General features: G+C 68.8%; 25 protein-coding genes and 1 pseudogene. 24 read left to right on the top strand and 2 right to left on the bottom strand.

Features of this window, described 5'->3' with window-relative positions; translation table 11 throughout:
* Positions 1-993, bottom strand: a complete 993-nt coding sequence (locus tag KBY70_RS01470) for an AEC family transporter (protein ID WP_254987112.1) — start codon at positions 991-993, stop codon at positions 1-3.
* Here KBY70_RS01470 and KBY70_RS01465 point away from each other — a divergent pair.
* The 9 genes and pseudogenes from KBY70_RS01465 to glnT form a co-directional block, all read left to right on the top strand.
* Positions 937-1,152, top strand: a pseudogene (locus KBY70_RS01465) (TIGR02450 family Trp-rich protein); the annotation flags it as partial. The gene KBY70_RS01470 and the pseudogene KBY70_RS01465 overlap by 57 nt on opposite strands.
* Positions 1,153-1,185: 33 nt before the next feature.
* The gene (gene hisA / locus KBY70_RS01460) at positions 1,186-1,947 is read left to right on the top strand and encodes a 1-(5-phosphoribosyl)-5-[(5-phosphoribosylamino)methylideneamino]imidazole-4-carboxamide isomerase (RefSeq protein WP_254987197.1); all 762 of its coding nucleotides are present in this window, start codon (positions 1,186-1,188) and stop codon (positions 1,945-1,947) included.
* 175 nt (positions 1,948-2,122) lie between these two features.
* Positions 2,123-2,527 (top strand): transcriptional repressor, encoded by a 405-nt coding sequence (locus KBY70_RS01455; RefSeq protein ID WP_254987196.1) that lies wholly within the window; start codon positions 2,123-2,125, stop codon positions 2,525-2,527.
* 61 nt (positions 2,528-2,588) lie between these two features.
* On the top strand, positions 2,589-4,223 hold the full coding sequence (locus tag KBY70_RS01450; protein ID WP_094559252.1) for a DUF3685 domain-containing protein: 1,635 nt from the start codon (positions 2,589-2,591) through the stop codon (positions 4,221-4,223).
* Positions 4,224-4,259: 36 nt separating this feature from the next.
* Positions 4,260-4,844, top strand: a complete 585-nt coding sequence (locus KBY70_RS01445; RefSeq protein ID WP_254987111.1) for a thylakoid membrane photosystem I accumulation factor — start codon at positions 4,260-4,262, stop codon at positions 4,842-4,844.
* Positions 4,844-6,217, top strand: coding sequence for a class II fumarate hydratase (gene fumC, locus KBY70_RS01440; RefSeq protein ID WP_409996000.1), 1,374 nt, complete (start codon positions 4,844-4,846; stop codon positions 6,215-6,217). The genes KBY70_RS01445 and fumC overlap by 1 nt, the downstream gene beginning before the upstream one ends.
* Before the next feature lie 68 nt (positions 6,218-6,285).
* The gene (locus KBY70_RS01435; protein ID WP_254987109.1) at positions 6,286-7,203 is read left to right on the top strand and encodes a fatty acid desaturase; all 918 of its coding nucleotides are present in this window, start codon (positions 6,286-6,288) and stop codon (positions 7,201-7,203) included.
* Positions 7,200-8,201, top strand: coding sequence for an alpha/beta fold hydrolase (locus tag KBY70_RS01430; RefSeq protein WP_094559255.1), 1,002 nt, complete (start codon positions 7,200-7,202; stop codon positions 8,199-8,201). The genes KBY70_RS01435 and KBY70_RS01430 overlap by 4 nt, the downstream gene beginning before the upstream one ends.
* Positions 8,194-9,510 (top strand): type III glutamate--ammonia ligase, encoded by a 1,317-nt coding sequence (gene glnT, locus KBY70_RS01425; RefSeq protein ID WP_198953815.1) that lies wholly within the window; start codon positions 8,194-8,196, stop codon positions 9,508-9,510. The genes KBY70_RS01430 and glnT overlap by 8 nt, the downstream gene beginning before the upstream one ends.
* Positions 9,511-9,520: 10 nt before the next feature.
* Here glnT and KBY70_RS01420 read toward each other — a convergent pair whose 3' ends face one another.
* Entirely contained in the window at positions 9,521-10,939 is a 1,419-nt protein-coding gene (locus tag KBY70_RS01420) for a PhoH family protein (RefSeq protein ID WP_094559256.1), read from the bottom strand.
* A 93-nt stretch (positions 10,940-11,032) separates the two neighbouring features.
* Between KBY70_RS01420 and KBY70_RS01415 the strand changes: the two genes are divergently transcribed.
* From KBY70_RS01415 to fba, 15 genes are all read left to right on the top strand, one after another.
* Positions 11,033-12,229: a F420-0:Gamma-glutamyl ligase gene (locus KBY70_RS01415; protein WP_233128411.1), complete on the top strand. Its 1,197-nt coding sequence runs from the start codon at positions 11,033-11,035 to the stop codon at positions 12,227-12,229.
* 111 nt (positions 12,230-12,340) lie between these two features.
* On the top strand, positions 12,341-13,420 hold the full coding sequence (locus KBY70_RS01410) for a GNAT family N-acetyltransferase (protein WP_094559257.1): 1,080 nt from the start codon (positions 12,341-12,343) through the stop codon (positions 13,418-13,420).
* Entirely contained in the window at positions 13,413-13,913 is a 501-nt protein-coding gene (ruvX, locus tag KBY70_RS01405) for a Holliday junction resolvase RuvX (RefSeq protein ID WP_094559258.1), read from the top strand. The genes KBY70_RS01410 and ruvX overlap by 8 nt, the downstream gene beginning before the upstream one ends.
* Before the next feature lie 19 nt (positions 13,914-13,932).
* Positions 13,933-14,487, top strand: a complete 555-nt coding sequence (locus KBY70_RS01400) for a DUF3727 domain-containing protein (RefSeq protein WP_094559259.1) — start codon at positions 13,933-13,935, stop codon at positions 14,485-14,487.
* Entirely contained in the window at positions 14,487-14,996 is a 510-nt protein-coding gene (locus tag KBY70_RS01395; RefSeq protein ID WP_094559260.1) for a YqeG family HAD IIIA-type phosphatase, read from the top strand. The genes KBY70_RS01400 and KBY70_RS01395 overlap by 1 nt, the downstream gene beginning before the upstream one ends.
* Positions 14,996-16,084, top strand: coding sequence for a glutamate 5-kinase (proB, locus tag KBY70_RS01390; protein WP_233128412.1), 1,089 nt, complete (start codon positions 14,996-14,998; stop codon positions 16,082-16,084). The genes KBY70_RS01395 and proB overlap by 1 nt, the downstream gene beginning before the upstream one ends.
* Positions 16,085-16,121: 37 nt before the next feature.
* Positions 16,122-17,174, top strand: coding sequence for a UDP-3-O-(3-hydroxymyristoyl)glucosamine N-acyltransferase (gene lpxD, locus KBY70_RS01385; RefSeq protein WP_094559262.1), 1,053 nt, complete (start codon positions 16,122-16,124; stop codon positions 17,172-17,174).
* Positions 17,175-17,252: 78 nt separating this feature from the next.
* Positions 17,253-18,335: a 3-isopropylmalate dehydrogenase gene (leuB, locus tag KBY70_RS01380; RefSeq protein ID WP_254987106.1), complete on the top strand. Its 1,083-nt coding sequence runs from the start codon at positions 17,253-17,255 to the stop codon at positions 18,333-18,335.
* A gap of 81 nt (positions 18,336-18,416) precedes the next feature.
* A complete protein-coding gene (locus KBY70_RS01375) occupies positions 18,417-19,319 on the top strand; it encodes a phosphoribulokinase (protein ID WP_254987105.1) in 903 nt (300 codons plus the stop codon).
* A gap of 83 nt (positions 19,320-19,402) precedes the next feature.
* Positions 19,403-19,750 (top strand): hypothetical protein, encoded by a 348-nt coding sequence (locus tag KBY70_RS01370; protein ID WP_254987104.1) that lies wholly within the window; start codon positions 19,403-19,405, stop codon positions 19,748-19,750.
* A 7-nt stretch (positions 19,751-19,757) separates the two neighbouring features.
* Positions 19,758-20,603, top strand: a complete 846-nt coding sequence (locus KBY70_RS01365; protein WP_254987103.1) for a prepilin peptidase — start codon at positions 19,758-19,760, stop codon at positions 20,601-20,603.
* Positions 20,604-20,651: 48 nt separating this feature from the next.
* Entirely contained in the window at positions 20,652-21,527 is an 876-nt protein-coding gene (gene accD, locus KBY70_RS01360; protein ID WP_094559265.1) for an acetyl-CoA carboxylase, carboxyltransferase subunit beta, read from the top strand.
* Between the two features lie 27 nt (positions 21,528-21,554).
* Entirely contained in the window at positions 21,555-21,962 is a 408-nt protein-coding gene (locus KBY70_RS01355; protein WP_315859669.1) for a hypothetical protein, read from the top strand.
* A complete protein-coding gene (locus KBY70_RS01350) occupies positions 21,959-23,029 on the top strand; it encodes a Gfo/Idh/MocA family protein (protein WP_254987102.1) in 1,071 nt (356 codons plus the stop codon). The genes KBY70_RS01355 and KBY70_RS01350 overlap by 4 nt, the downstream gene beginning before the upstream one ends.
* 72 nt (positions 23,030-23,101) lie before the next feature.
* The gene (gene fba, locus KBY70_RS01345; protein ID WP_254987101.1) at positions 23,102-24,175 is read left to right on the top strand and encodes a class II fructose-bisphosphate aldolase; all 1,074 of its coding nucleotides are present in this window, start codon (positions 23,102-23,104) and stop codon (positions 24,173-24,175) included.
* The last annotated feature ends 5 nt before the right edge of the window (positions 24,176-24,180 follow it).

Genomic DNA, 24,180 nt, shown 5'->3' with positions numbered 1-24,180 from the left:
TCAGGCGCCGGCGCCGGTGCTTAAGCCCGTACTCAGACCCAGAAGCTGCAGCAGCCAGGCCCAGAGCGGCACCGTCAGCAGCGCAGCCAAGGTGCTCCACAGCACCAGGGCCGCCGGCCGCCGGGTATCTACTGCGCGATCGGCACCAGCATCAGACCCCACGGATTCGGCCAGCAGCAGCACCGCCACGGCGGTGGGCGCCGCCGCCTGCAGCACCAGAGGAGCGAGCAGCAATGGCGGCAGCCGCAGCAGCACAGCCATCACCAGCACCGCCAGGGGAAACAGCACCAGCTTGATCGCCATGCTGACGAGCACCCCAAAGGGCAGGGGGCGGCCCAACACCGGAGCGATGCGCAACCCCAGCACCACCAGCGACAGCCACACCACCGCCCGAGCAGGCCACCACAACCAGGCCGCCAGCACCCCATCCCAGGGCGACAGCTGCAGCAGGGCCGCCCCCAGCAGCCCCTGGCTGGCCGGGCTCCTCACCAGAGCGGTGAGGAGCGGTTGCAGAGCCAGACGGCGCTGGGCCATCAGCGAGGGACCGATGGTCCAGGTGAACAGGGTGCCGGCCAGGTCGTAGCTGATCGCGTAGCTCAGGGCCTGCGGGGGCAACAGGGCCAGCGCTGCAGGGATGCCGAAATAGGCCGTGTTGCCCACCACCGCCCCCAAACGCTCGGCGGGGCTGGAACACCAGCGCTGCACCACCAGCAGGCCGCTGCCAACGGCGGCCAGCGCCAGCACGCCCATCTCCAGCACATCCCAGTGCAGGCCGCTGCGCAGCAGCAGTCCCATCAGGCTGAAGGGCACCCCCCAGCGCACCAGGGGCGGTGCCAGCACACCGGCCAAATCGGGCCAACGCCGCGCCAGCAGCATCCCGAGCAGCAGAGCAGGCACCAGCTCGAGCAGAAACGCCAAGGCCAACCCCAACACCCGATGCACCGCAGGCTCCAGGATGGCGCCATGCGTCTCAGTGCCGCCTACACCGCCCAAGTCGCCGTGCTGCCGCAAACCCGCGGCTACCGCCACTTCGCCCTGCTGGGGGAGCGGGGCAAGGGCAGCGAGCGGGCCGTAGAACTCGAGGCGGTGCTGGAGCGCCAATTTCGCCTGGTGGTGCCCCTGCGGGAGCTGGGCGATCGGCAGCTCTGGCAGCCTGGCTGGCAGCAGTTGCCGCCACCGCCCGCCATGCAGATCATTCCCGCCATCGATCTGCTCGACGGGCACTGCGTGCGGCTGCACCAGGGTGACTACGACCAGGTGACGCGCTTCAGCGACGATCCCGTCGCCCAGGCCCTGAGCTGGCAGAGCCAGGGGGCCCAGCGGCTGCACCTGGTCGATCTCGACGGTGCCAAAACCGGCCAACCCGTGAATGACGTGGCGGTGAAAGCGATCACCGCCGCCCTGGACATCCCGGTGCAACTCGGGGGCGGGGTTCGCAGCGCCGAACGGGCCGAGGAGCTCCTGGACTACGGACTGGATCGGGTGATCCTCGGCACCGTGGCGCTGGAGCAACCTGAGTTGGTGGAGGCCCTGGCGGCCCGCCACCCCGGCCGGATCGTGGTGGGCATCGACGCCAAGAACGGCAAAGTGGCCACCCGCGGCTGGCTTGAGGAGAGCGGCACCGACGCCAGCGCGCTGGCCCACCGCTTCAGCACTAGCCCGTTGGCAGCCCTGATCTGCACCGACATCGCCACCGATGGCACCCTGACCGGGCCCAACCTCGACTTCCTGTGCGCCATGGCCGAGGCCAGCAGCGTGCCGGTGATCGCCTCCGGCGGCATCGGCACCCTGGAGCACCTGCTCTCCCTGCTGGCCCTGGCGCCCCTGGGGGTGGAGGGCGTGATCGTGGGCCGCGCCCTTTACGACGGACGCGTCGATCTGGCCGAGGCCCTGCAAGCCATTGGCGACGGCCGCCTCCAGGACCCCATCGCCAGCACGGTGGCCTGATCCCGTAAGCGGATCGGTTGCGGGTTAGCTATAACTGAACGACCATCTCGAGGTGTGTCGCGTGAGCGTCGACGCCCTTTCCCCTACCCAACCCGCCGGTGTGGCTCCGCCCAGCACCAACCTGGGCTGCGCCACCAACGTGGATGAGGTGTATCAACGCTGTCGGGACTTGGGCATGCGGCTCAGCCGCCAGCGCCGCATGGTGCTCGATCTGCTCTGGGCCGAAAAAAGCCATCTCAGCGCCCGGGACATTTTCGAGAAGCTCAACAACCTGGGGCGCAACATCGGCCACACCTCGGTGTACCAAAACCTCGAAGCGCTGCAATCGGCCGGAGTGATCGAGTGCCTGGATCGGGCCAGCGGGCGGCTCTATGGCTACCGCAGCGACCCCCATAGCCACCTCACTTGCGTTGAATCGGGCGCCATTCAAGACCTCGATGTCGAACTACCCCGGGAGCTGCTCGAGCAGATCGAGCGCCACACGGGCTTTGCCATCGAGAGCTACACCCTGCACCTCACCGGCCGCCCCCGGGCCCGCGCAAGCCGTCACCACCGCCCCCCCGCCTTCGACCATCCCTGATCGAGGGCTGGAGAAACCGGCCCAACATCGGTAGCGTTGGCCGAACCATCCGGCCCGACCTGTGAGTGCGCAGCTGCTGCTGTTTGCTGAACCGCTGTTGCGTGATGGGCTCAACCGGCTGCTGACGGATCAGGCCGGGAAATATCACGTTGCCGAAACGCCAGACCAACTCAAGGGTCTGCCCGCGTTGGTGATCTGGCAGGCCAGCAGCCAAGACATGAGGGGAGGCCTGGCCCAGGAGGTGCTGCGCCTGCAGGAGCGCTGGCAGCCGGCACCGCTGCTGTTGCTGCTGCCGGCAGGCCACGGCCTTCAGAGCGAGGCCCTGCTGCAACTGCCCGCGGCTGGACTGCTGGAATCGCCGAGTCCGCAGGAGCTGCTGGAGGCGATCCCCACCCTGCTGGCCGGCGGCCGGGTGCTGGCCGTAGCCGATGACACCCCAACGCCCACGCCAACGGCCACCCCGGCGCTGGGGCTGGGCCAATGGCTATTGATCAGTGGCCTGCAGCAGATCGATGCCGACATCCAGGCCATCGGGCGTCTGCTGACACCGCCCCCCACCAACCTGGTGCAACTGCTGGTGCTGCAGGGTCGCCTCCGGGAACTCTCGGCGGCCCGCCAACTGCTGCTGGTGCTCTGGGGCCCCGTGAGTGTGGCCTGGGGCCCTCTGGCCTCCAGCCTCAGCCCCACCCTGGCCGCAGCCAACGCCCCGGGTGGCGGCCCCGAACCCGTGCTGGCGATCACGCTGCAACAGCGCAGCGCCGATGGGATTTGGCATGCCATTCGCCAGCGGCTTGAGGCCGGCATCGACGCTGGCCTGAGCAACCAAACCGGCCAACTGCTGGCCATTGAGGGGCTCAGCGAGGAGCGGCGGCGGGATCTGCTGCGGGCCCTGCTCAGCCAGGTGGACAGCCTGCGCCAGCGCTTGCTGAGCGACCCCGCTCCTCAGCAAGCGCTGCAGGAGCGCTGGCAGCAGTGGCAGCCGGAACTGCGCCAGCAAGCCCTGCGCAGCCTGGTGAATCCCTACGTGCAACTGCCTCACGAGGGCAACCTCCAGCCCGTGGCCGAAACCCTGATCCGCTGCAGCAACCTCGCCGCAGGCGACCCAGAACTGCCCGATGCCCAACCGATGTTGGCAGCGCTGGTGCGGGCTCAGCCCCTGCTGGTGCAGGGTCGCTTGCTGGCGGCCGATGAGCCGCAGGCCGTGTTGCATCTGGAGCTGCTGCTGGCCAACTGGCTGGTGCGCAGCGCCGAATTGGTGAGCGCTGAGCTGCTGGCCAGCTGTGCCCACTGGCCTGAGCTGCGCCGCTACCTGCTCCAACCCGACCTGCTCGCCACCCGCAACCTGGAGCGGCTGCGCAACCAGCTCAACGCCCAGCAGCGCTGGAGCAGCTGGGTGGAGCGGCCGATCAGCCTCTACGAGAGCCGCCGCCGGCTCTACTGCCTGCGCGATGGCGCCATCCGCTACCAGGAGCTCACCGAACCCCGCGACGCCGAATTGCGCCAGCTCGGCTGGCTGCAGCAACTGGTGACCCTGGCGCTGGAAACCCGAGATGCGCTAGCTCCCCAGGTGCAGAGCCTGGTGCGCGGCCTGGGCGATCTGGTGGTGGTGGTGCTCACCCGGGTGCTGGGCCGGGCCATCGGCCTGGTGGGCCGGGGCATCGCCCAGGGAATGGGCCGCAGCCTGGGCCGTGGCTGAACGCCACAATGGCCCCATTCAAGCCAGCGGATCGGGATGACGGGCACGGCGACAACCACCAAGAGCGTCCTGCGGGCCCTGCTCACCTCCGCCCTGGGGATGCTGCTGGCGTCGGGCCTCTGGGGCCTGTGGAGCCCGCCGGCCCAGGCCTCGCTCACCAATAACACCTACGACGGCAACATCTACGCCCTCTACGCCGGCAACGGCTCCCTGGTGCCGCCCCGCAGCAGCCTCGCCCAGGCCCTGTCCGACCACCGCACCACCGTGGTCGTCTACTACCTCGATGACGACGCCGCCAGCAAACAGTTTTCGGCGGTGGTGTCGGAGCTGCAGCGGGTGTGGCTCAACAGCATCGAGCTGATCCCCCTGGTCACCGACCCCCTGCAGAACCGCGCTGACGCCGGCCCCACCGACCCAGCCCACTACTGGTCGGGCTCGATCCCCCAGGTGGTGGTGTTCAACCCCGAGGGCCAGGTGATCTTCGATCAACAGGGCGCCGTGGACGTCGATGCGATCAACACCGCCGTCAGCCAGGCCACCGGCATCCCCCTGCCGGAAGGGGGCACCAGCAGCACCACCGAGAGCTTCAACGAACTCAATTCGGAGGTGGTGAGCCGCTGATGAGCCGCCTGGAAACCGACAGCATGGGCGCCATCGAGGTGCCCGATGAGCATTACTGGGGCGCCCAGACCCAGCGCTCGATCCACTACTTCCCCTTCGGCCAGGCCATGCCCCTGGCGCTGGTGCACGCCTTCGGCCAGCTCAAGGCGGCCTGCGCCGAGGTGAACCAGGCGAAGGGCAAGCTCAGCCCAGAGCTGGCCGCCCTGATCGTGGCGGCAGCTGACGAGGTCGCCGCCGGGGCGCTTGATGGAGAGTTCCCGCTGAAGGTGTGGCAGACGGGCTCCGGCACCCAAACCAACATGAACGTCAACGAGGTGATCGCCAACCGGGCAATCGAAGCCTCCGGTGGCGTGCTGGGCAGCAAGAGCCCGGTTCACCCCAACGACCACGTCAACCTCAGCCAGTCGAGCAACGACACCTTTCCAGCCGCCCTGCACGTGGCGGTGGCGATCGAGCTGGAGCGCCGCCTGATTCCGGCGGTGGAAGCGCTGCGCAGCGCCCTGGCGGCCAAGGCCGAGGCCTATGCGGAGATCATCAAGATCGGCCGCACCCACCTGCAGGATGCGGTGCCCCTCAGCCTGGGTCAGGAGTTCGGCGGCTACGTGGCCCAGCTGGAGTTGGGGCTCGAAAGCCTGCGCGCCAGCCTGCCCCAGGTGCGCCAGCTGGCCATCGGCGGCACAGCCGTGGGCACCGGCCTCAACGCCCCTGCCGGTTTCGGCGAAGCGGTGGCGGCGCGGCTGGCCGAGCGCCTTGGGCTGCCTTTCAGCTCAGCGCCCAACAAGTTTCAGGCGCTGGCGGGCCATGAGCCCCTGGCCTCCGCCCACGGCGCCCTCACGGTGCTGGCCGGCAGCCTGATGAAAATCGCCAACGACATCCGCTGGCTGGCCAGCGGGCCCCGCTGCGGCCTCGGCGAGCTGGTGATTCCGGAAAACGAACCCGGCAGCTCGATCATGCCGGGCAAGGTGAATCCCACCCAGGCCGAAAGCCTGACCATGGTGGCCGTGCAGGTGATGGGCAACAACACCGCCGTGCAACTCGCCGCCAGCCAGGGCAACTTCGAGCTGAACGTGTTCAAACCGCTGATCGCCCACAACGTGCTCGAGAGCATCACCCTGCTGGCGGGGGCCTGCAGCAGCTTCCGCGAGCACTGCGTCGAGGGGCTCAAGGCCAACGAAAGCCGCATCGAAACCTTGCTCGACCAGAGCCTGATGCTGGTCACGGCCCTCACCCCCGCCATCGGCTACGACCGGGCCTGCGCCATTGCCAAGCACGCCCACAACCACCAGCTCAGCCTCAAGGAAGCCGCCCTGGTGCTCGGCGAGATCAGCGCCGAAGAGTTCGATCGCTGGGTGCAACCCAACCAGATGGTGTGAGGGGCTGAGGCTCAGATGGTCGCATCGCCTACCGAAGCCGGGGCCAGTGAGCTGGTGGGATAGGGCCCATGGCCCAACTCTCCCAACCGCTGCTGGAGCGCGATGCGCTGGCCAGCCTCAACACGCTCCGCGATGGCCCAGCCATCCTGCGGCTGGTCAGTCACCTGCTCACGATCGTGTTGGGCGGGCTGGGCTGGGCTCACCAGAGCTGGCCCCTAGCTCTGCGCCTGCTGGGGCTGCTGCTGTGCGGCATCGGCCTGGCCACCTGCTTTGCGCCGTTGCATGAGTGCGGCCACCGCACCGCCTTTCGCAGCCGGCGGCTGAACGACACCATGGCCTGGCTCGCGGGGCTGCTGAGCTTCTACAACGCCACCCACTACCGGCGTTACCACCAGTGGCACCATCGCTACACCCACCAACCCGGGCTCGATCCAGAACTCGACGATCCGGCGCCCACCGATGCCTGGGCCTATCTGCAGGAGGTGAGCGGCTGGACCTGGTGGTCCGGCAAGCTGGTCGGCTATCGCCGGTTGCTGTGGGGCGACCTCAGCGCTCTGAGCTACCTCAGTCCTGAGGCGATTCCGCAGGTGCGCCGCTCGGTGCGGCTGCAGTTCGCGGTGTACGGCGCTCTGGCCCTGGCCTCCCTGGTGGGGGGCAACGGATTTCTGCTGTGGTTCTGGCTGCTACCCCTGGCAGTGGGGCAACCCTTCCTGCGGGTCCTGCTGCTGGCGGAGCACAGCGGCTGCAGCTTCAGCCGTGACGGCACCGAGAACACCCGCACCACCCTCACCAACCCGGCCGTGCGCTGGTTGATGTGGAACATGCCGTTCCACGCCGAGCACCACCTCTACCCCTCCCTGCCCTTCCACGCCCTGCCGGCCGCCCATCTCCCGATCGCGCCCCATCTTCGCCATTGTGATCGGGGCTACCTGGCGGTGCACCGCCGGCTGCTGCGCAACCTGCCGGCCCTGCGTCTGCCGGCATGAGCGCCACCGCCGTTGCCCAGCGGGCCCAGCACTGCCTCGGCGATTGGCGCCTGGCCTGCGGCCGCACCATCCCCGGCGCCCAGGTCAGCTATCTGCAGATCGGCGAACCCAACGCCGATCGCTCCAACCTGATCCTGGTGCCCACCTCCTATGGCGCCCGACCCGAGGATCTGGCCTGGCTGGTGGGGCCGGTGCTCGATCCCGAGCGCTGGTGCGTCGTGATCGCCGGCATGTTCGGCAACGGCGCCTCCAGCAGCCCCAGCCACGGCGCCATGGGCCTGGCGGAGCAGGGCTGGGTGGTGAGCCACCGCGACAATGTCGCCGCCCAACGTCAGCTGCTGAGCGAGGTGTTCGGCGTCGAACGGCTCCCCCTGATCTATGGCTGGTCGATGGGGGCCCAACAGGCCTACCAGTGGGCCGTGGACCATCCCGAGCAGGTGGAGCGGATCTGCTGCGTCTGCGGCACAGCCCGCACCTCGCCCCACAACCGCCTGTTCTGCTTGAGCCTGCGCCAGGCCCTCACCGCTGATGGCCACTGGAACGGCGGGGGCTTCGACGCACCGCCGGATCAAGGACTGCGCACCTATGCCCTGATCTACGCCAGTTGGGCCGCCAGCCAGCCCTTCTTCCGCAGCATCCCCGAGCCGATGGAGGAGCACGTGGAACGCCAGTGGCTGCCCCACTACCAGCGCCACGACCCCCGCGATCTGATCGCCATGCTCGACACCTGGCTCGCCCACGACGTGGCCGCCGGAGGTGATCTGGCGGAAGCCCTGGGCCGGATCCAGGCCCGCACCGCCGTGGTGGCCGGCAGCCACGACCTCTACTTCCCGGTCGACGATCTGGCCGCCGACGCCGACGCCATCCCCGGTGCTGCGCTGCACCTGATCCGCTCGCAGCTCGGCCACCGCGCCGGCAACCCCCACAGCAGTCCGGCGGAGCAACAGAGCCTGCACCGCATCGTTGCCACCCTCCTCCAGCAAGCGTCCCATGTCTGATCTCGCCCAGCAGGTGCAGGAGCTCAACCTCAAGTTTCTGCTGATCTCCTTCGCCGACCTGTTCGGCATCCAGCGGGCCAAGCTTGTGCCCGCCTCAGCGGTGGCCGGCATGGCCCGGGACGGGGCCGGCTTCGCTGGCTTTGCCGCCTGGCTGGATCTCTCACCCGCCGATGGCGATGTGATGGCGATCCCGGCGGCCGCCAGCCTCACGCCCCTGCCATGGCAGCCGGAGGTGGGCTGGGTGGCGGCCGAGCTGCAGCTCAACGGCGCGCCGATGGAGCAGTGCCCCCGCCGGCTGCTGCGCCGCCAGCTGGAGCGGGCCGCCGCCGTGGGCTTCGAGCTGCGCAGCGGCGTGGAGGCGGAGTTCTTCCTGCTCGATCCCTCTGGTGAGCAGATCGCCGATGGGGCCGACAGCCAGGAGAAACCCTGCTACGACCAACTGGCCCTGATGCGCCGCTACCCGCTGATCGGCCCCCTGCTGGAGGCGATGGAGGCGCTGGGCTGGGGCCCCTACCAGGCCGACCACGAAGATGCCAACGGCCAGTTTGAGGTCAACTGGACTTTTGCTGACGCCCTCACCACCGCCGATCGCCATGCCTTCTTCAAGGTGATGGTGAAAGCGATGGCCGAGCAGCAGGGGCTGCGGGCCAGCTTCATGCCCAAACCCTTCGCCGAGCTCACCGGCAACGGCTGCCACACCCACCTCTCGCTCTGGGGCACGGCCGGCAGCCCCAACGCCAACCAGAACCTCTTCCACGATCCCAGCGGTCCCCTGGGCGTTTCCACCCTGGCCTACCACTTTCTCGCCGGCCTGCTGGCCCACGCGCCGGCCCTCAGCTGCCTCACCAACCCCACGGTGAACAGCTACCGCCGGCTGGCCGCGCCACCGACCAGCTCCGGCGCCACATGGAGTCCGGGCGGCATCAGCTACAGCGGCAACAACCGCACCCACATGGTGCGCATCCCCGACGACCAGCGCCTCGAATTGCGCCTGCCCGACGGCGCCGCCCATCCCTACCTGCTGCAGGCGGCCGTGCTGGCGGCCGGCCTCGATGGCATCGAGCGCCAACTCGATCCGGGCCCCCGCCACGACAACGACAACTACGCCGAGCCACTCCCCACCGGCACCGCCGGACGACTCCCCGCCAGCCTCGGGGATGCCCTCGATGCCTTTGCCGCCGACACCGTGCTGCGCCAGGCCCTGGGCGAGGCGTTCTGCCAGGCCTACGAGCGTCTGCGGCGGCGCCAGTGGGATCAGCACCGCTCCGAAGTGACCCCCTGGGAGCGGCGCACCGGTCTCGACGGCTAGGGAACCAAGCTCAGAGCAGGTTGGCCGCCAGCTCAGCCAGTTCGCTTCGCTCACCCCGCAGCAGGGTCACGTGGCCGGCCAGGGCCTGGCCTTTGAAGCGCTCCACCAGCCAGGTGAGGCCGTTGCTCTCGGCATCCACGTAGGGATTGTCGATCTGGTAGGGATCGCCGGTGAGCACGATCTTGGTGCCTTCGCCCACCCGGGTCACGATCGTTTTCACTTCGTGGGGCGTGAGGTTCTGGGCCTCATCCACCACCATGAACTGGCGGGGAATCGAGCGGCCGCGGATGTAGCTGATCGCCTCCACCTCAAGCAGACCCATGCCTTTGAGGTCGGTCCAGTTGCTGCGCGGCCCGCGGTGGCTGCCGCCCCGGCCACCCGCTCCAGCGCCACCGCCACCGGCTGTCCGCCCGGCACCGCGCCCCTCGTCCTCGCCGCTGCCGCCCAGCAAAAAGTCGAGGTTGTCGAGGATCGGCTGCATCCAGGGCCCCATCTTCTCCTCGAGATCCCCCGGCAGAAAACCGATCTCCTTGCCCAGGGAGATCACCGGCCTGGTCACCAGCAAGCGCTCATAGAGCCGCTCATCGGCCACCTGGTGCAGGCCCGCCGCCAGGGCCAGCAGGGTCTTGCCCGTGCCGGCCTTGCCCACCAGGGTGATCAGCTGAATCTCGGGATCCAGCAGCAGATCCAGGGCAAAGGTCTGCTCCCGGTTGCGGGGCTGGATGCGGCCGAGCTTGGCCTTGGGCGCCCGCTGCAACGGCTGCAGGGTGCCGGTGGCTGCATTGAAGCGAGCCAGCAGGGTGTGGGCCGGTTGGGCCTGGTCGATCAGGGTCACCCCCTCATTGGCCTGCAGGGAGGTCTCCACCGCCAGCCCGTTCACCTCCAGGCCCGGCGGCAGCTTGAGCCGGTCCATCTGCTCGGCACTCACCCACAACTCACACAGGCCGGGGTAAAGGTCGCCGATGTCAACCCGATCGCTGGTGTAGTCCTGGGCGATCAGGCCCACCGCATCGGCCTTGATGCGCAGGTTGGTGTCCTTCGTCACGAGGATCACCGGCGGCTGACTGCCCATCACCGCCTGCAGCCGCTGCTCCTCGAGGGCCACCGCCAGGATGTTATTGTCGCCGTTGCCGGCCTTGAGCTCCGGCGGCAACTGGCTGAGGGTTTCACTGCGGCAGAACACCACCTTGAGGGTGCCGCCCTGGTCACCGTTGGGCACCCCATCGGCCAGGTTGCCCTGGGCCCGCAGCCCATCCAGCAGGCGCGACACCTGGCGGGCGTTGCGTCCCTTCTCGGCCGGATCCCGCTTGAAGCGATCGATCTCCTCCACCACCTCGATCGGAATCAAGATGTTGTTGTCTTCAAACCGGGTTAGCGCAGCCGGATCGTGCAAGAGCACATTGGTGTCGAGCACGAAGGTCTTGCGCATGCCGGGCACCGAAATCGCGACGGTTTGAAGCTGACGGTTTGAAGCTAAGACCGCAGGCCCACTTACGCTCCGGCGATTCTTGCCCGGTCGCAATTGGCTTCTTCGCTTGTCGCCCTCGCCCTGCTGAAGCTCGTGCTGGTGCTGGCCCTGCTGTTGGGCCTCACCCTGGTGTGGCTGGAGCTGCGCCACCGGCTGCGGCCCGCGTCGCCGCTGCAGCTGCGGGCCGATGGCTTCCAGGTGGAGCGCACCCCCGCGGGGTTGGAGGTGACCGGCACGATCACGATCAGCAACCCCCATCGCCGCATGGAGGTGATGGTGCCGGAGATCACGCTGCGGCCCACCCTGCTGGGCCGGGGCGACCTGGCGGGCGTCACGGTGAGCAGTCGGATCGAGGCGCTCCATCCGGATGAGGAGTCACGCCCGGATGGCTACTGGGCCGCCTACATCGTCAAGGGGCGCAAGAGCACCAGCGCCCGCATCCACATCAGCCTCAGCGGAGCGCCGGGCCAGCCCCTCGAGCAGCTGCTCGACACCCTCTGGCTGGACATCCTCTGGATCAATTACGGCCCCTTCGGCCGGCTCGAGCGCCGTGACGGCGTGCTCGTGCCGCTGCAAATGCCCACCCCCCTGGCCGCCGCAAATGCCCGCTGGCGCGACGGCGACCGCTGTCGCGTGCTGCCGTTGGGCACCCACCTGCTGGGGGTGCTGGATGATCCGGAAGCTGTGCTGCGCCGCTACGCCGGCGGCTTGATCCAGCCGGGCGACGTGCTGACCATCGGCGAAACCCCGCTGGCGGTGATCCAGGGCCGCTATCACCACCCTTCCACCGTGCAGCCCAGCGGCCTGGCCCGGCTGCTCTGCCGGGTGTTCCACCCGACCAGCTCCCTGGCCACCGCCTGCGGCCTGCAGAGCCTGATCGATGTGGTGGGGCCGGCCCGGGTGCTGGGGGCCTGGCTGGTGGGTCTGGCGCTGAAGCTGGTGGGGAGCAAGGGCTGGTTTTACCGACTGGCCGGCGAGCAAGCCCGCCTGATCGACGACATCACGGGCACCACCCCGCCCTACGACCAGACGATTGTGCTGGGCCCCGACCAGCCCGCTGCCTTCTGCGCCGCCATGGCTCGCTCCCTCGGTGTGGCGGTGGCGGTGGTGGATGTCAACGACCTGGGCCGGGTCAAGGTGCTGGCCTCGAGCCCGGGCTGCGACGAGGCCTTGCTGGAGCGGGCCCTGCGCCCCAACCCGGCAGGCAACGCCAACGAGCGCACCCCCCTGGTGCTGGTGCGGCCGGCCTGAGCGGCCGCGGGGTGGGGCGCACATCGGGCGCCGCCGATACAGTTGGGAGATCGGATCAGCCTCGGCGCCCGTTCAGCCCCGGCATCTTCGCCACGCCCCATGCTCGGGATATTGCAGCCCCCCTCTGCCCAGCCGGCACCACCAGGGCGGCCCGAACCAGACAGCTGGCGGCTCGAGCCTCTCGCCGGCTGGCACTTGCCCCTGCTCAGCGACCCCGCCTTCCTGCCGCTGCAGCCGCTACTGCAGCGCGCCTTGCTGCTGGGGCTGCCGGAGCGCCTGCTGCAATCCCTGCTGGCCCGTCCATCCTTGGCGCCCCAGGTGCTGGTTGCCCTCAACGGCCAAACACCCCTGGGCCTGATCGTGTGCCGCCGGCTGAACCGCAGCGGCAGCTGCTGGCAGATGCAGCACCTGCGTCTGGCCCCCGCCGCCGCCCGCCAGGAGCTGGCCGCCACCCTGCTACGGGCCGCGATTCAGCGGGCCAAGGGCGCCGCCAGCTGGATTGCCGCGGCCTCCACCCTCGACGACACCCGCCTGGCGATGCTGCGCGAGCAGGGCTTCCAGCCCCTGCGCACGGATCGCCTCTGGTGCTGGCAGCAGCCCGCGAGCGCATCCGCAGCGCCCCCCCTGCCAGCGCCTGCCGACCTGCAGCTCACCGCCCTGAACCGCCGCTCGGCGCCGCTGCTGTGGCACCTGGAGCAGGCGGTCTGCCCGGCCCGGTTGCGGCACCTGCTGGATCGGGGCGTCGACGACCTGCTCGACCAGAGCCACGGCCGGGGCTGGATGTGGGTGGATCCCAATCGCGAGCAAGCGGTGGCGGCCGTGCGCTGGATCGGCGACCATCCCGGCGGCGGCCACGACGTGGAACTGAGTGTCCATCCCGGCTGGACGCATCTGGTGGGCCCCGCCACCGAGCTGTTGCTGCAGCGGGCACAGAGCGAGCTGGGGGCTGGTGAACCCCTGTGGCTGCGCTGCGATCTGCGCGACGAGGCCCTACAGCTCTGGATGGCGGGCCTCGGCGCCCAGGAGCGCGGTGAGCGGGTGCTGATGGCGCGCAGCGTCTGGCGGCGCCAGGGCCTGCAGGCACCCGCCCGGGCCGCCCAGCGCCTGGAGGCGATCCTCGGCCAGTGGCAACCCCGCCGCCGTCCACTTCCCACACCCACCCCTCTCACACCCACCCTTCCCCGTGCGTGACGCTGCCCAGCGGGCCCGCCGCCAGCCTCCCCAGCCCCGCTCGACCCTGGCCCTGGATGTGGGCCGCCGGCGCATCGGCCTGGCCGGCTGTGACCCCCTGGGGCTGACGGTCACGCCCCTGCCGGCCCTGGCCCGGGGGCGCTTTGCCACGGATCTGGAGCACCTGAGGGCGCTGGTGCGCCAGCGGCGCGTCAGCGCCTTGGTGGTGGGCCTGCCCCTCGATGAGGCCGGCCAACCGACCGCCCAGGCTCAGCATTGCCAGCGGTATGGCGATCAGCTGGCCCGAGCGCTCCAGCTGCCCCTGGCCTGGGTCAACGAGCACACCAGCAGCTGGGCCGCCGCCGAGCGCCATGGCCTGCACGGCGACCGCAGCGGCGCCCTCGACAGCGCTGCGGCAGCGCTGCTGCTGGAGCAGTGGCTGCAGGAGGGGCCAGAACCGGTGCAGCCGGCGACCATCGGCGGCGGCGAGATGGCCGGCGTTGCACCATCCTGAGAAGACACGCGCCCCCTGCATGAGCCCCGAAGCCCCCTCCCAGCCCCCCTCGGAGAGTTCCGCCGATGTGCCAACGGTGCTCGTGCACGACAGCCGCGGCCGCCAGCTGCTCTGCTTCCTCGAGCAGCTGATCCCCCTCGACGGCCACGACTATGTGCTGCTCACCCCGGTGGACACCCCGGTCTGCCTGTTCCGCCTGGACGACGACGAAGACCCGGAACTGATCGACACGATCGATGCCACCGAGCCGATCCTGTCTGTCGCCGATGTGGTGCTCCAGGAGCACGACCTCACCCTGGTGCGTTCTGCCGTCACCCTCACGGTGAGCGGTGAACTGGACGAACCCGAGGAGCTCGACGACGACGAGGACGCTGATGACGACTCGGAGACCTACGAACTGCTGGTGAGCTTCCTGGCGGACGAACGGGAGTACGGGCTCTACATCCCCCTCGATCCCTTCTTTGTGGTCGCCCGGATGGACGGCAACGGTGCCGTGCTGGTGGAAGGCGAGGAGTTTGAGCGGGTCCAGCCCCGGATCGAGGCTGAGCTGGAGGAGCGGGAGGGCGACGACTGATGCTGCGTCAGTTGCTGCGCCCCAACTGGCTGCGGGAATGCACCTTGGCCGAGCTGCCCCTGCAGGAGCTGCTGGACCAACCGATCCGGGCCCTGGTGCTCGATGTCGACCGCACCCTGCTGCCCCGCCGCCAGGCAGAGCTGCCCGACAGCGCCCTGCGCTGGCTGCGGTTGGCGCGGCAGCACATGCCGATCCACCTGTTCAGCAACAACCCCTCCCGCAAACGGATTGGAGCCGTCGCGGCCCAGCTCGACCTCCCCTACACCATCTCTGCGGGAAAACCACGACGCAGCGCCCTGCGCAAGGTGCTGGCCGAGCTGCAGCTGCCCCACCAGGAAGTGGCCCTGATCGGTGATCGCCTCTTCACCGATGTGATTGCTGGCAACCGGCTCGGGCTGTTCACCGTGCTGGTGAAGCCGATCGATCCGCTCGGCCAGCCCTGCCAGCGGGATCGGCTGCAGAAGCTGGAGCTGCGCCTGGCCCGTTGGGTCGGCACGACCCTGGGCTGATGGCACACGAGCAAAGCGCCATGCGCCGGGTAATCAAGGTGGGCACCAGCCTGCTGCGGGGCAGCGGTGATCGCCCCACCGCGGCGGTGATCGCTGATCTGGCGGCCAGTCTGAGCCGTCAGCAGCGCCGTGGCGACGCGATTGCCCTGGTCACCAGCGGTGCCGTGGGCCTGGGCTGCGTCGCCCTGGAGATGGACCAGAGACCCAGTGAGGTGGTGGCCCTGCAGGCCGCCGCCGCCGTAGGCCAGGGGCGGCTGATGGCTCTGTATCAAGACGCGTTCGCGGTGCGGGGCCTGGCCGTGGCCCAGGTGCTGCTCACCCGCGGCGATCTGGCCTCCCGGCGTCGCTACCAGAACGCCTGCCGCACCCTCGAGCAGCTGCTGGACTGGGGGGTGGTGCCGGTGGTCAACGAAAACGACACCCTGGCCACCGATGAGCTGCGCTTCGGCGACAACGACACCCTGTCGGCCCTGGTGGCGGTGGCGATCGGCGCCGACGAGCTGGTGCTGCTCACCGATGTGGATCGGCTCTATTCCGGCGATCCCCGCACCGATGCCGAGGCGCGGCCGATCGAGGAGGTGCGCAACCTGGCGGAGCTGGACAGCCTGCACAACGTGGCCACCGGTGGCGGCCAGTGGGGGACCGGTGGCATGACCACCAAACTGGCTGCCGCCCGCATCGCCACCTCCAGCGGCATCCGCGTGCGGCTGGCCGACGGCCGCGACCCCGCCGTCCTCGATGCCCTCCTGGCTGGCGAGCGGGTCGGCACCGTGTTCCAGCCGAGCCCCACCCCCCTGCCCGACCGCAAGGGCTGGCTCGCCCATGCCCTGCTGCCCAAGGGAAGCCTGCACCTCGATGCGGGCGCCGAACAGGCCCTGACCCGCCAGGGGGCCTCCCTGCTGGCCGTGGGGGTGAAGGCTGTGGAGGGCGACTTTGGCCGCCGCGAGGCCGTGCGGCTGCTGGCCAGCGATGGCCGGGAGCTGGGCCGGGGGCTGGCCACCCTCAGCAGCACGGAGCTGCGGGAGCTGATGGGGCGCGCCGGCGTGGAGGTGGTGCACCGCGACCAACTCGTGCTCACCAGCTCCTAGGCCCGGCCTACGATCCGGCCTGGACGGCTCCCTTGGAATGCGCTTCAGCGACCTGCTCAGCCATCTGAGCGACGTGACTGATGCCAGCCCGCGCCACCTGGCCGGCGACCCCGAGATCCGCGGTGCCGCCGCCCTCGACCAGGCCGGGAGCGGCCAATTGAGTTTCCTCGAACCGGGGAATGCCCTGGCGGCGGCCTTGCAGGCCAGTGGCGCCAGTGCGGTCCTGATTCCGGTCCGGGGCGAGGAGGCCGAGGCTCTCCAACAGGAGGCCAGGGATCGCGGCCTGGCCTGGGTCGCCCTGGCCGATCCCAGGCTGGCCTTTGCCGAAGCCCTCGAGGCGCTCTACCCCCGCAGCCGCCCGGCCTCCGGCATTCACCCCAGCGCTGTGGTGGATCCCAGCGCCGTCGTGGGGATGGGCACCCATGTGGGAGCCCAGGTGGTGATCGGCGCGAACGTGCAGATCGGCGCCAGCTGCATCCTTCACCCCCGGGTGGTGCTCTACGACGATGTGCAGGTTGGCGAGGGCTGCGAGCTCCACGCCGGGGCTGTGCTGCAGCCCGGCACGCGCCTGGGCCGCGGCTGCGTGGTGCACTCCAACGCCGTCATCGGCAGCGAGGGCTTCGGCTTTGTGCCCACCGCCAACGGCTGGCGCAAGATGCCCCAGACCGGCCAGGTGATCCTCGAAGACGGCGTGGAGGTGGGTTGCGGCAGCACGGTGGATCGCCCCTCGGTGGGTGAAACCCGCATCGGCGCCGGCACCAAAATCGACAACCTGGTGCACATCGGCCACGGCGTGATCACCGGCCAGGGCTGCGCCCTGGCGGCCCAGGTGGGAATCGCCGGTGGCGCTCGCCTGGGCAACGGCGTGATCCTGGCGGGCCAGGTGGGGCTGGCCAATAAGGCGGTGATGGGCGACCGCTCAATCGCCTCCTCCAAATCCGGCGTGCATGGCGAGGTGGCCGCCGGCGAAGTGGTGAGCGGCTATCCGGCCATCCCCAATCGCCTCTGGCTGCGCTGCTCGGCCGCCTTCAACAAGCTGCCCGAGCTGGCCAAGAGTTTGCGCCAACTGGAGAAACGCGTGCAGAGCTGAGCCCGCCAGGGGTGCAACCAGCCAGCGCCTAGCCTCGCCGCCAGCCCTAAACACCGCCGGCGGCACCCCCACACCACCATGACGACCAGCTACCGGATCACCCTGCTCCCCGGCGATGGCATCGGACCGGAGATCACCGCAGTGGCCCGGCAGCTGCTGGATGCGGTGAGTGCCCGGCATGGCTTTGACCTCGCCTACGACGAGCAGCCCATGGGCGGCGCCGCCATCGATGCCACCGGCGAGCCCCTGCCCGCGAGCACCCTGGAGGCCTGCAGGCATGCCGATGCGGTGTTGCTGGCCGCCATCGGCTCCCCCCAATACGACACCCTGCCCCGGGAGCAGCGCCCCGAAACCGGTCTGCTGGGGCTACGGGCAGGGTTGGGCCTGTTCGCCAATCTGCGACCCGTCAAGATCCTTCCGGCCCTGATCGACGCCTCCACCCTGAAGCGCGAGGTGATCGAGGGGGTGGACCTGCTGGTGGTGCGCGAACTCACCGGCGGTGTGTACTTCGGCACCCCTAAGGGGCGTGTCGAAGCGGAAGGCCGGGTGCGGGCCTTCAACACCATGGCCTACTTCGATGACGAAATCGATCGGATCGCCAAGGTCGGATTTGAGCTGGCCATGCAGCGAGGCGGGCGCCTGTGCAGCGTCGACAAGGCCAACGTGCTGGATGTGAGCCAGCTCTGGCGCGACCGGGTCAACGCGATGGCGAGCGACCACCCAGGCGTGGAGGTCAGCCACATGTATGTCGACAACGCCGCCATGCAGCTGGTGCGCAACCCGCGCCAGTTCGACGTGCTGCTCACCAGCAACCTCTTCGGCGACATCCTCAGCGATGAGGCCGCCATGCTCAGCGGCTCGATCGGCATGCTGCCGTCGGCCTCCCTGGGGTCCAGCGGTCCGGGCCTGTTCGAGCCCATCCACGGTTCTGCGCCAGACATCGCTGGGCAGGACAAGGCCAACCCGATGGCCATGGTGCTCAGCGCCGCCATGTTGCTGCGCATCGGCCTGCAGCAGCAGGCAGCTGCCGCCGATCTGGAAGCAGCGGTGGATCGCGTGCTGGCAGCCGGCTACCGCACCGGCGACCTGATGGCCGAGGGCTGCACCCAACTGGGCTGCCGCGCCATGGGCGAACAACTCTTGGCAGCGCTGGAGGGCTGATCCTGCAACGGTTCACCGCAGGGATGGGGGAATCGGTCCGGCGACCTGCCAAACTCACGGTCGGTTTTTGAATCCCCGCGCATGTCGAAGCGTCACCCGGTTGTGTCTGTCACCGGTTCCTCCGGCGCTGGGACCAGCACCGTCAAGCGCGCCTTCGAATACATCTTCAAGCGTGAGGGGATCACCCCGGCGGTGGTGGAGGGCGACAGCTACCACCGCTACGAGCGGGGCCCAATGAAGGAAGCGATGGCCGCTGCCGTGGCCAAGGGCGAGAACTTCTCCCACTTCGGTCCCGACGCCAACCGCTTCGACAAGCTTGAAGAGCTGTTCAGCACCTACGGCGAAACCGGCGGCGGCGAGAAGCGTTACTACCTGCACTCCGTTGAGGAGGCCGCTGAGCACAACGCCCGCCTCGGCACCAACCTGGAGCCTGGTCAGTTCACCCCCTGGGAGCCGATTCCCGGCGACACCGACCTGCTCTTCTACGAGGGCCTGCACGGCGGCGTAGTGGGCGAGGGCTACAACCTGCGCAATCTGGCGGATCTCCTGATCGGCGTGGTGCCGATCGTCAACCTGGAGTGGATCCAGAAGATCGCCCGCGACAACCAGGAGCGCGGCTACTCAGCTGAAGCCACGGTGTATACGATCCTGCGCCGGATGCCGGATTACATCAATCACATCTGCCCACAGTTCAGCCTCACCGACATCAACTTCCAGCGGGTGCCCACCGTGGACACCTCCAACCCCTTCTTCATCCAGACCATCCCCACCCCGGATGAGAGTTTCGTCATCATCCACATCCGCAAGGTGGCCCGCGACAAGTGGGGGATTGACTTCCCTTACCTGCTCAACGTGATCAACGGTTCCTTCATGTCCACACCCACCTCAATCGTGGTGAACGGCGGCAAGATGGGCTTTGCCATGGAGTTGATCCTCACCCCGATCATCCACCGCATGATCGAAGAGAAGAAGAAGCTGGCCTGATTGCATCTGCAGCCTTTAGTCTGGGACTGCAATTCGTTTTGGTGAGGCCGATTTCCTTCGCCACACCCACGAATCCACCCCGTGTGGAACACCACCAGGCGGATCAACCACAGACCTCGGCGCCGTCGTTTCTGATTCCGGGGGCCTCCGCCAAGGCGGCTCCCGGACTTCGTCTCGATCGGATCAACAGCCAGCTGGTGATTCAGGCGGCACGGCGGGTGCTGTTTCAGGCTCTCAACAATGCCTCTGCGGAGGCGGATCCTGCCGGTGTGGTGCTCCACGGCAACCAGGGCCGCCTGGTGTTCGACCTGCCGGTGCTACTGCCGGACGAACACTTTGTGCCCATCGATCTGATCCGGGGCCGGCTGGGCCGCAGCGGCGGATCCCGCTTGCGCCTGCCCCGCAAACCTTCCTCCATGCCTCCCGCCTGAGGTCCGCTTGAGCGCCACGGCTCCACTTCTGTCCAGCTTTCCAGCCCTGCCGCTGCTGGCGGCCCTGCTCGGGGCCTGCGTCGGCAGTTTTCTCAACGTGGTGGCCTGGCGCCTGCCGCGGGAAGAATCGATCGTGCTGCCCCCCAGCCATTGCCCCCACTGCGGCAGCCGGCTGCGCTGGAGCGAAAACGTGCCTGTGCTCGGCTGGTTGCTGCTGCGGGCCCGCTGCGGCCACTGCGGCGCCCCGATCGCGATCCGTTACCCCCTGGTGGAACTGCTCTGTGCCGGTCTGTGGGTGGCGGCGCTGCTGGCCCGCCCTAGCGCCATGGGCCCCCAACCCCAGCCCTGGCTGCTGGTAGCGGCGGGCTGGTTGCTGCTCAGCTGGCTGATCCCCCTGGTGCTGATCGACCTCGATCGCCTCTGGCTGCCGGAGCCCCTCTGCCGCATCGGCCTGGTGCTCGGCCTGGCGGTGACGGCCCTGATCGGCTTCCAGCAGGACGCGGGCGTGGGCCGCGAGCTGCTGTTCCACCACCTGGTGGCCTCTGGTGTTGGGCTGGTGGGCTTTGAGGCGGTCAGCGCCCTGGCCCAGAAGGCGATCGGCAAGCCGGCCCTGGGACTGGGGGACGCCAAGCTGGCCGCCCTCCTTGGAGCCTGGCTCGGGCTGACCGGCCTGGGGCTCACGGTGATCCTGGCGGTGTTCAGTGGCGCCGTGGTGGGCAGCATCGGCCGTCTCAGTGGCCGGCTCGGCAAGCACCAGCCCTTTCCGTTTGGGCCTTTCCTGGCCGCTGGCGGGGCCGCCGTGTGGCTGCTGGGCCACGACGTCTGGCTTGCTGCGCTGGGGCTGGTGTGGTGAAGCGCCTTAAATAGGTCCATCGCCAGGCCCACTGCCCCCCGAGATCGCATGTCGTTGTTCGACTGGTTTGCGGATCGCCAGAAAAATGCACCAACCGTCCGGGTCACCCAGGACGTGGAGGAAGGCGATGGCCTCTGGAGCAAATGCCCGGAATGCGGGCTGGTGGTGTATCGCAAGGATCTGGTGGCCAATGCCAGCGTCTGCAAAGGATGCGGCCACCACAACCGCATCGACAGCGAAGAGCGCATCGCGTTGATCGCCGATCCGGGCAGCTTTGAACCGCTCGACAGCGCCATGGCGCCCACCGACCCGCTGGCCTTCAAGGACCGCCGCAGCTACGCCGACCGCATCCGCGACAGCCAGCAGAGCACCGGCCTGAGAGACGCGGTGATCACGGGGCTGTGCCGCACCAGCGGACTGCCCCTGGCCCTGGGGGTGATGGATTTCCGCTTCATGGGCGGCTCGATGGGTTCGGTGGTGGGCGAGAAACTCACCCGGCTGATCGAAACGTCCACGGCACGCCGCGTCCCAGTGCTGATCGTGTGCGCCTCCGGCGGCGCCCGCATGCAGGAGGGCATGCTCAGCCTGATGCAGATGGCCAAGATCTCCGGCGCTCTGGAGCGCCACCGCGAGGCCGAGCTGCTCTACATGCCCCTGCTCACCTACCCCACCACCGGTGGGGTCACCGCCAGCTTCGCGATGCTGGGCGATCTGATCCTGGCCGAACCCAAAGCCCTGATCGGTTTTGCCGGCCGCCGGGTGATCGAGCAGACCCTGCGCGAAAAACTCCCCGACGGCTTCCAGACCGCCGAATACCTGCGCGACCACGGCTTCGTTGACGCCATCGTCGAGCGCACCACCTTCAAGGCCACCTTGGCCAGCCTGCTGAAGATGCACGGCTGCCGCGAAACGGTGCCCGCTTGAGCAACCTGGCGTGAAACAGTTGCTGGCGTGAAACAGATCATCTCCACGATGGTGTCCCGAATCGCAGCCCTGGTGCTGCTGGTGGCGCTGTTCACGGGCGCAGCTGGCCCTGCACTGGCTGGCCCCGTGGACTGGCACGAAGTGGCCACCACCAGCGAGGGACGCCAGTGGTGGGACGGCGGCAGCCTGCGGCGCAGCCGCAGCGGCAATGTGTCGGTGCTGAGCCGATTTCAGCCCGCCGCCACTGAGGACAAGCCCCGCCCAGTGAGTGATCTTTACGTGATGGAGATCGATTGCGGCCAGGCACTGTTCCGCGACACCTCGATCAACGGCCTGCCCCAGTTCGGGGCCGAGTGGCAACCAGCCGCCGGAGACTCCCTGATCGCCAGCGTGATCGGCGAGGTGTGTGCCGCCGCCCCTGAGGCCCTGTCATGACCAAACCCCTGGGCGTGGCCATTGCGGGCCTGGGCTTTGGCGAGGCGGTGCATCTGCCGGCCCTGCGCGCTTGCCCCGGCGCCACGCCGGTGGCCCTCTGGCACCCCAGGGCGCAGCGGCTGGAGGCCGCCTGCCGCAGCGCCGAGCTGCCCGGCACCAGCGACTTCGACGCCCTGCTGGCCAACCCCGCAGTGGAGGCGATCGTGATCGCCACCCCCCCGGCACCCCGCTTTGATCTGGCCCGACGGGCCCTGGAGGCCGGCAAGCATCTGCTGCTGGAGAAGCCCGTGGCCCTCTGCGCCGAGCAGGTGGAGAGCTTGCAGCGCCTGGCCTTGCAACGGGGCCTCACCGTGGCGGTCGACTTTGAATACCGGGCCGTGCCCCTGTTTCAGCAACTGGCAGCCCTGCTGGAGAGCGGCAGCCTGGGGGAGCTGGTGCTGGTGAAATTTGACTGGCTGATGGGCAGCCGCGCCGACTCCTCCCGCCCCTGGAGCTGGTATTCCCAGGCCGCCGAAGGTGGCGGCGTGCTGGGCGCCCTCGGCACCCATGCCTTCGACACCCTGCACTGGCTGGTGGGACCCACCCATTCCCTGCAGGCCCAGCTGAGCACGGCCATCCGGGAGCGGCCGCTGGCCGATGGCAGCGGCCGGCTGGCCAGCGTCGATGCCGAAGACATCGCCCTGGTGCAGCTCGAACTGGAAACCCACCAGGGGCAACGGGTGCCGGCCCAATTGAATCTGGCCTCGGTAGCCCGCCGAGGAAGGGGCTGCTGGCTGGAGCTCTACGGCCGTGACGGCACCGCCGTGCTCGGCTCCGACAACCAGGCCGACTACGTTCATGGCTTCGGGCTGTGGCAGTCCCAGGCGGGGGAGCCCTTGCGGCCGGTCGATGCCGACGCCCGCTGGAGCTTCGCCCGCACCTGGTCCGACGGCCGGATTGCCCCCGTGGAGCGAATTCACAGCTGGTGGAGTGCCGCGGTCCGGGAAGGCCGGCCGATGGTGCCTGGCCTTGGCGAAGCGGTGCGCAGCCAACACTGCTGCGACTGGGCCCGCCAGTCAGGCAGCTAGCGCCGTTTTCGGCCAAAGGGCATCCCCTAGACTCCCCCCCAGTCCCAACTTTCGACCCCGAGAGGTTTTCCCATGGCGCTCGTTCCGCTTCGGCTGCTGCTCGACCATGCCGCTGAGAACGGCTATGGCATCCCTGCCTTCAACGTGAACAACCTGGAGCAGGTGCAGTCGATCATGGAGGCGGCCTACGAAACCGACTCTCCGGTGATTCTGCAGGCCTCCCGGGGCGCGCGCCAGTACGCCGGTGAAAACTTCCTGCGCCACCTGATCCTGGCTGCGGTGGAAACCTATCCCGACATCCCGGTGGTGATGCACCAGGACCACGGCAACAGCCCCGCCACCTGCTTCGGTGCCGCCGCCAACGGCTTCACCTCGGTGATGATGGATGGCTCGCTGATGGCCGACGCCAAGACACCCGCCAGCTACGAGTACAACGTGGCTGTCACCAAGGAAGTGGTGGACGTGGCCCACGCCATCGGCGTCAGCGTCGAGGGTGAGCTGGGTTGCCTGGGCTCCCTGGAAACCGGCATGGGCGAGGCCGAGGACGGCCACGGCTTCGAGGGCAAGCTCGACCACAGCCAGCTGCTCACCGACCCCGCCGAAGCCGCTGACTTCGTGGCCAAAACCAAAGTGGATGCCCTGGCGATCGCCATCGGCACCAGCCACGGCGCCTACAAGTTCACCCGCAAGCCCACCGGTGAAGTGCTGGCCATCAGCCGCATCGCCGAGATCCACAAGGCGATCCCCAACACCCACCTGGTGATGCACGGCTCCTCCTCGGTGCCCCAGGAGTGGCTGGACATGATCAACAAGTTCGGCGGTGCCATCCCAGAGACCTACGGCGTGCCCGTGGAGGAAATCCAGGAGGGCATCCGCAACGGCGTGCGCAAGGTGAACATCGACACCGACAACCGCCTGGCCTTCACCGCCGCCGTGCGGGAAGCCGCCTTCAAGGATCCCGCCAACTTCGATCCCCGCCACTTCAACAAGCCGGCCCGGCAGTACATGAAGCAGGTGTGCCTGGATCGCTACCAGCAGTTCTGGTGTGCCGGCAACGCCAGCAAGATCAAGCAGCGCGACATCAACTACTACGCCGATCTGTACGCCAAGGGCGAACTCGACCCCAAAACCGCCGTGGCTGCTTGAGCTAA

Origin of the sequence: Cyanobium sp. ATX 6E8, assembly GCF_024346335.1 — a bacterium.
GTDB lineage: Bacteria > Cyanobacteriota > Cyanobacteriia > PCC-6307 > Cyanobiaceae > Cyanobium_A.
The sequence above is the reverse complement of the archived record's forward strand: the minus strand, read 5'-3'. Positions and strand labels throughout refer to the sequence as shown.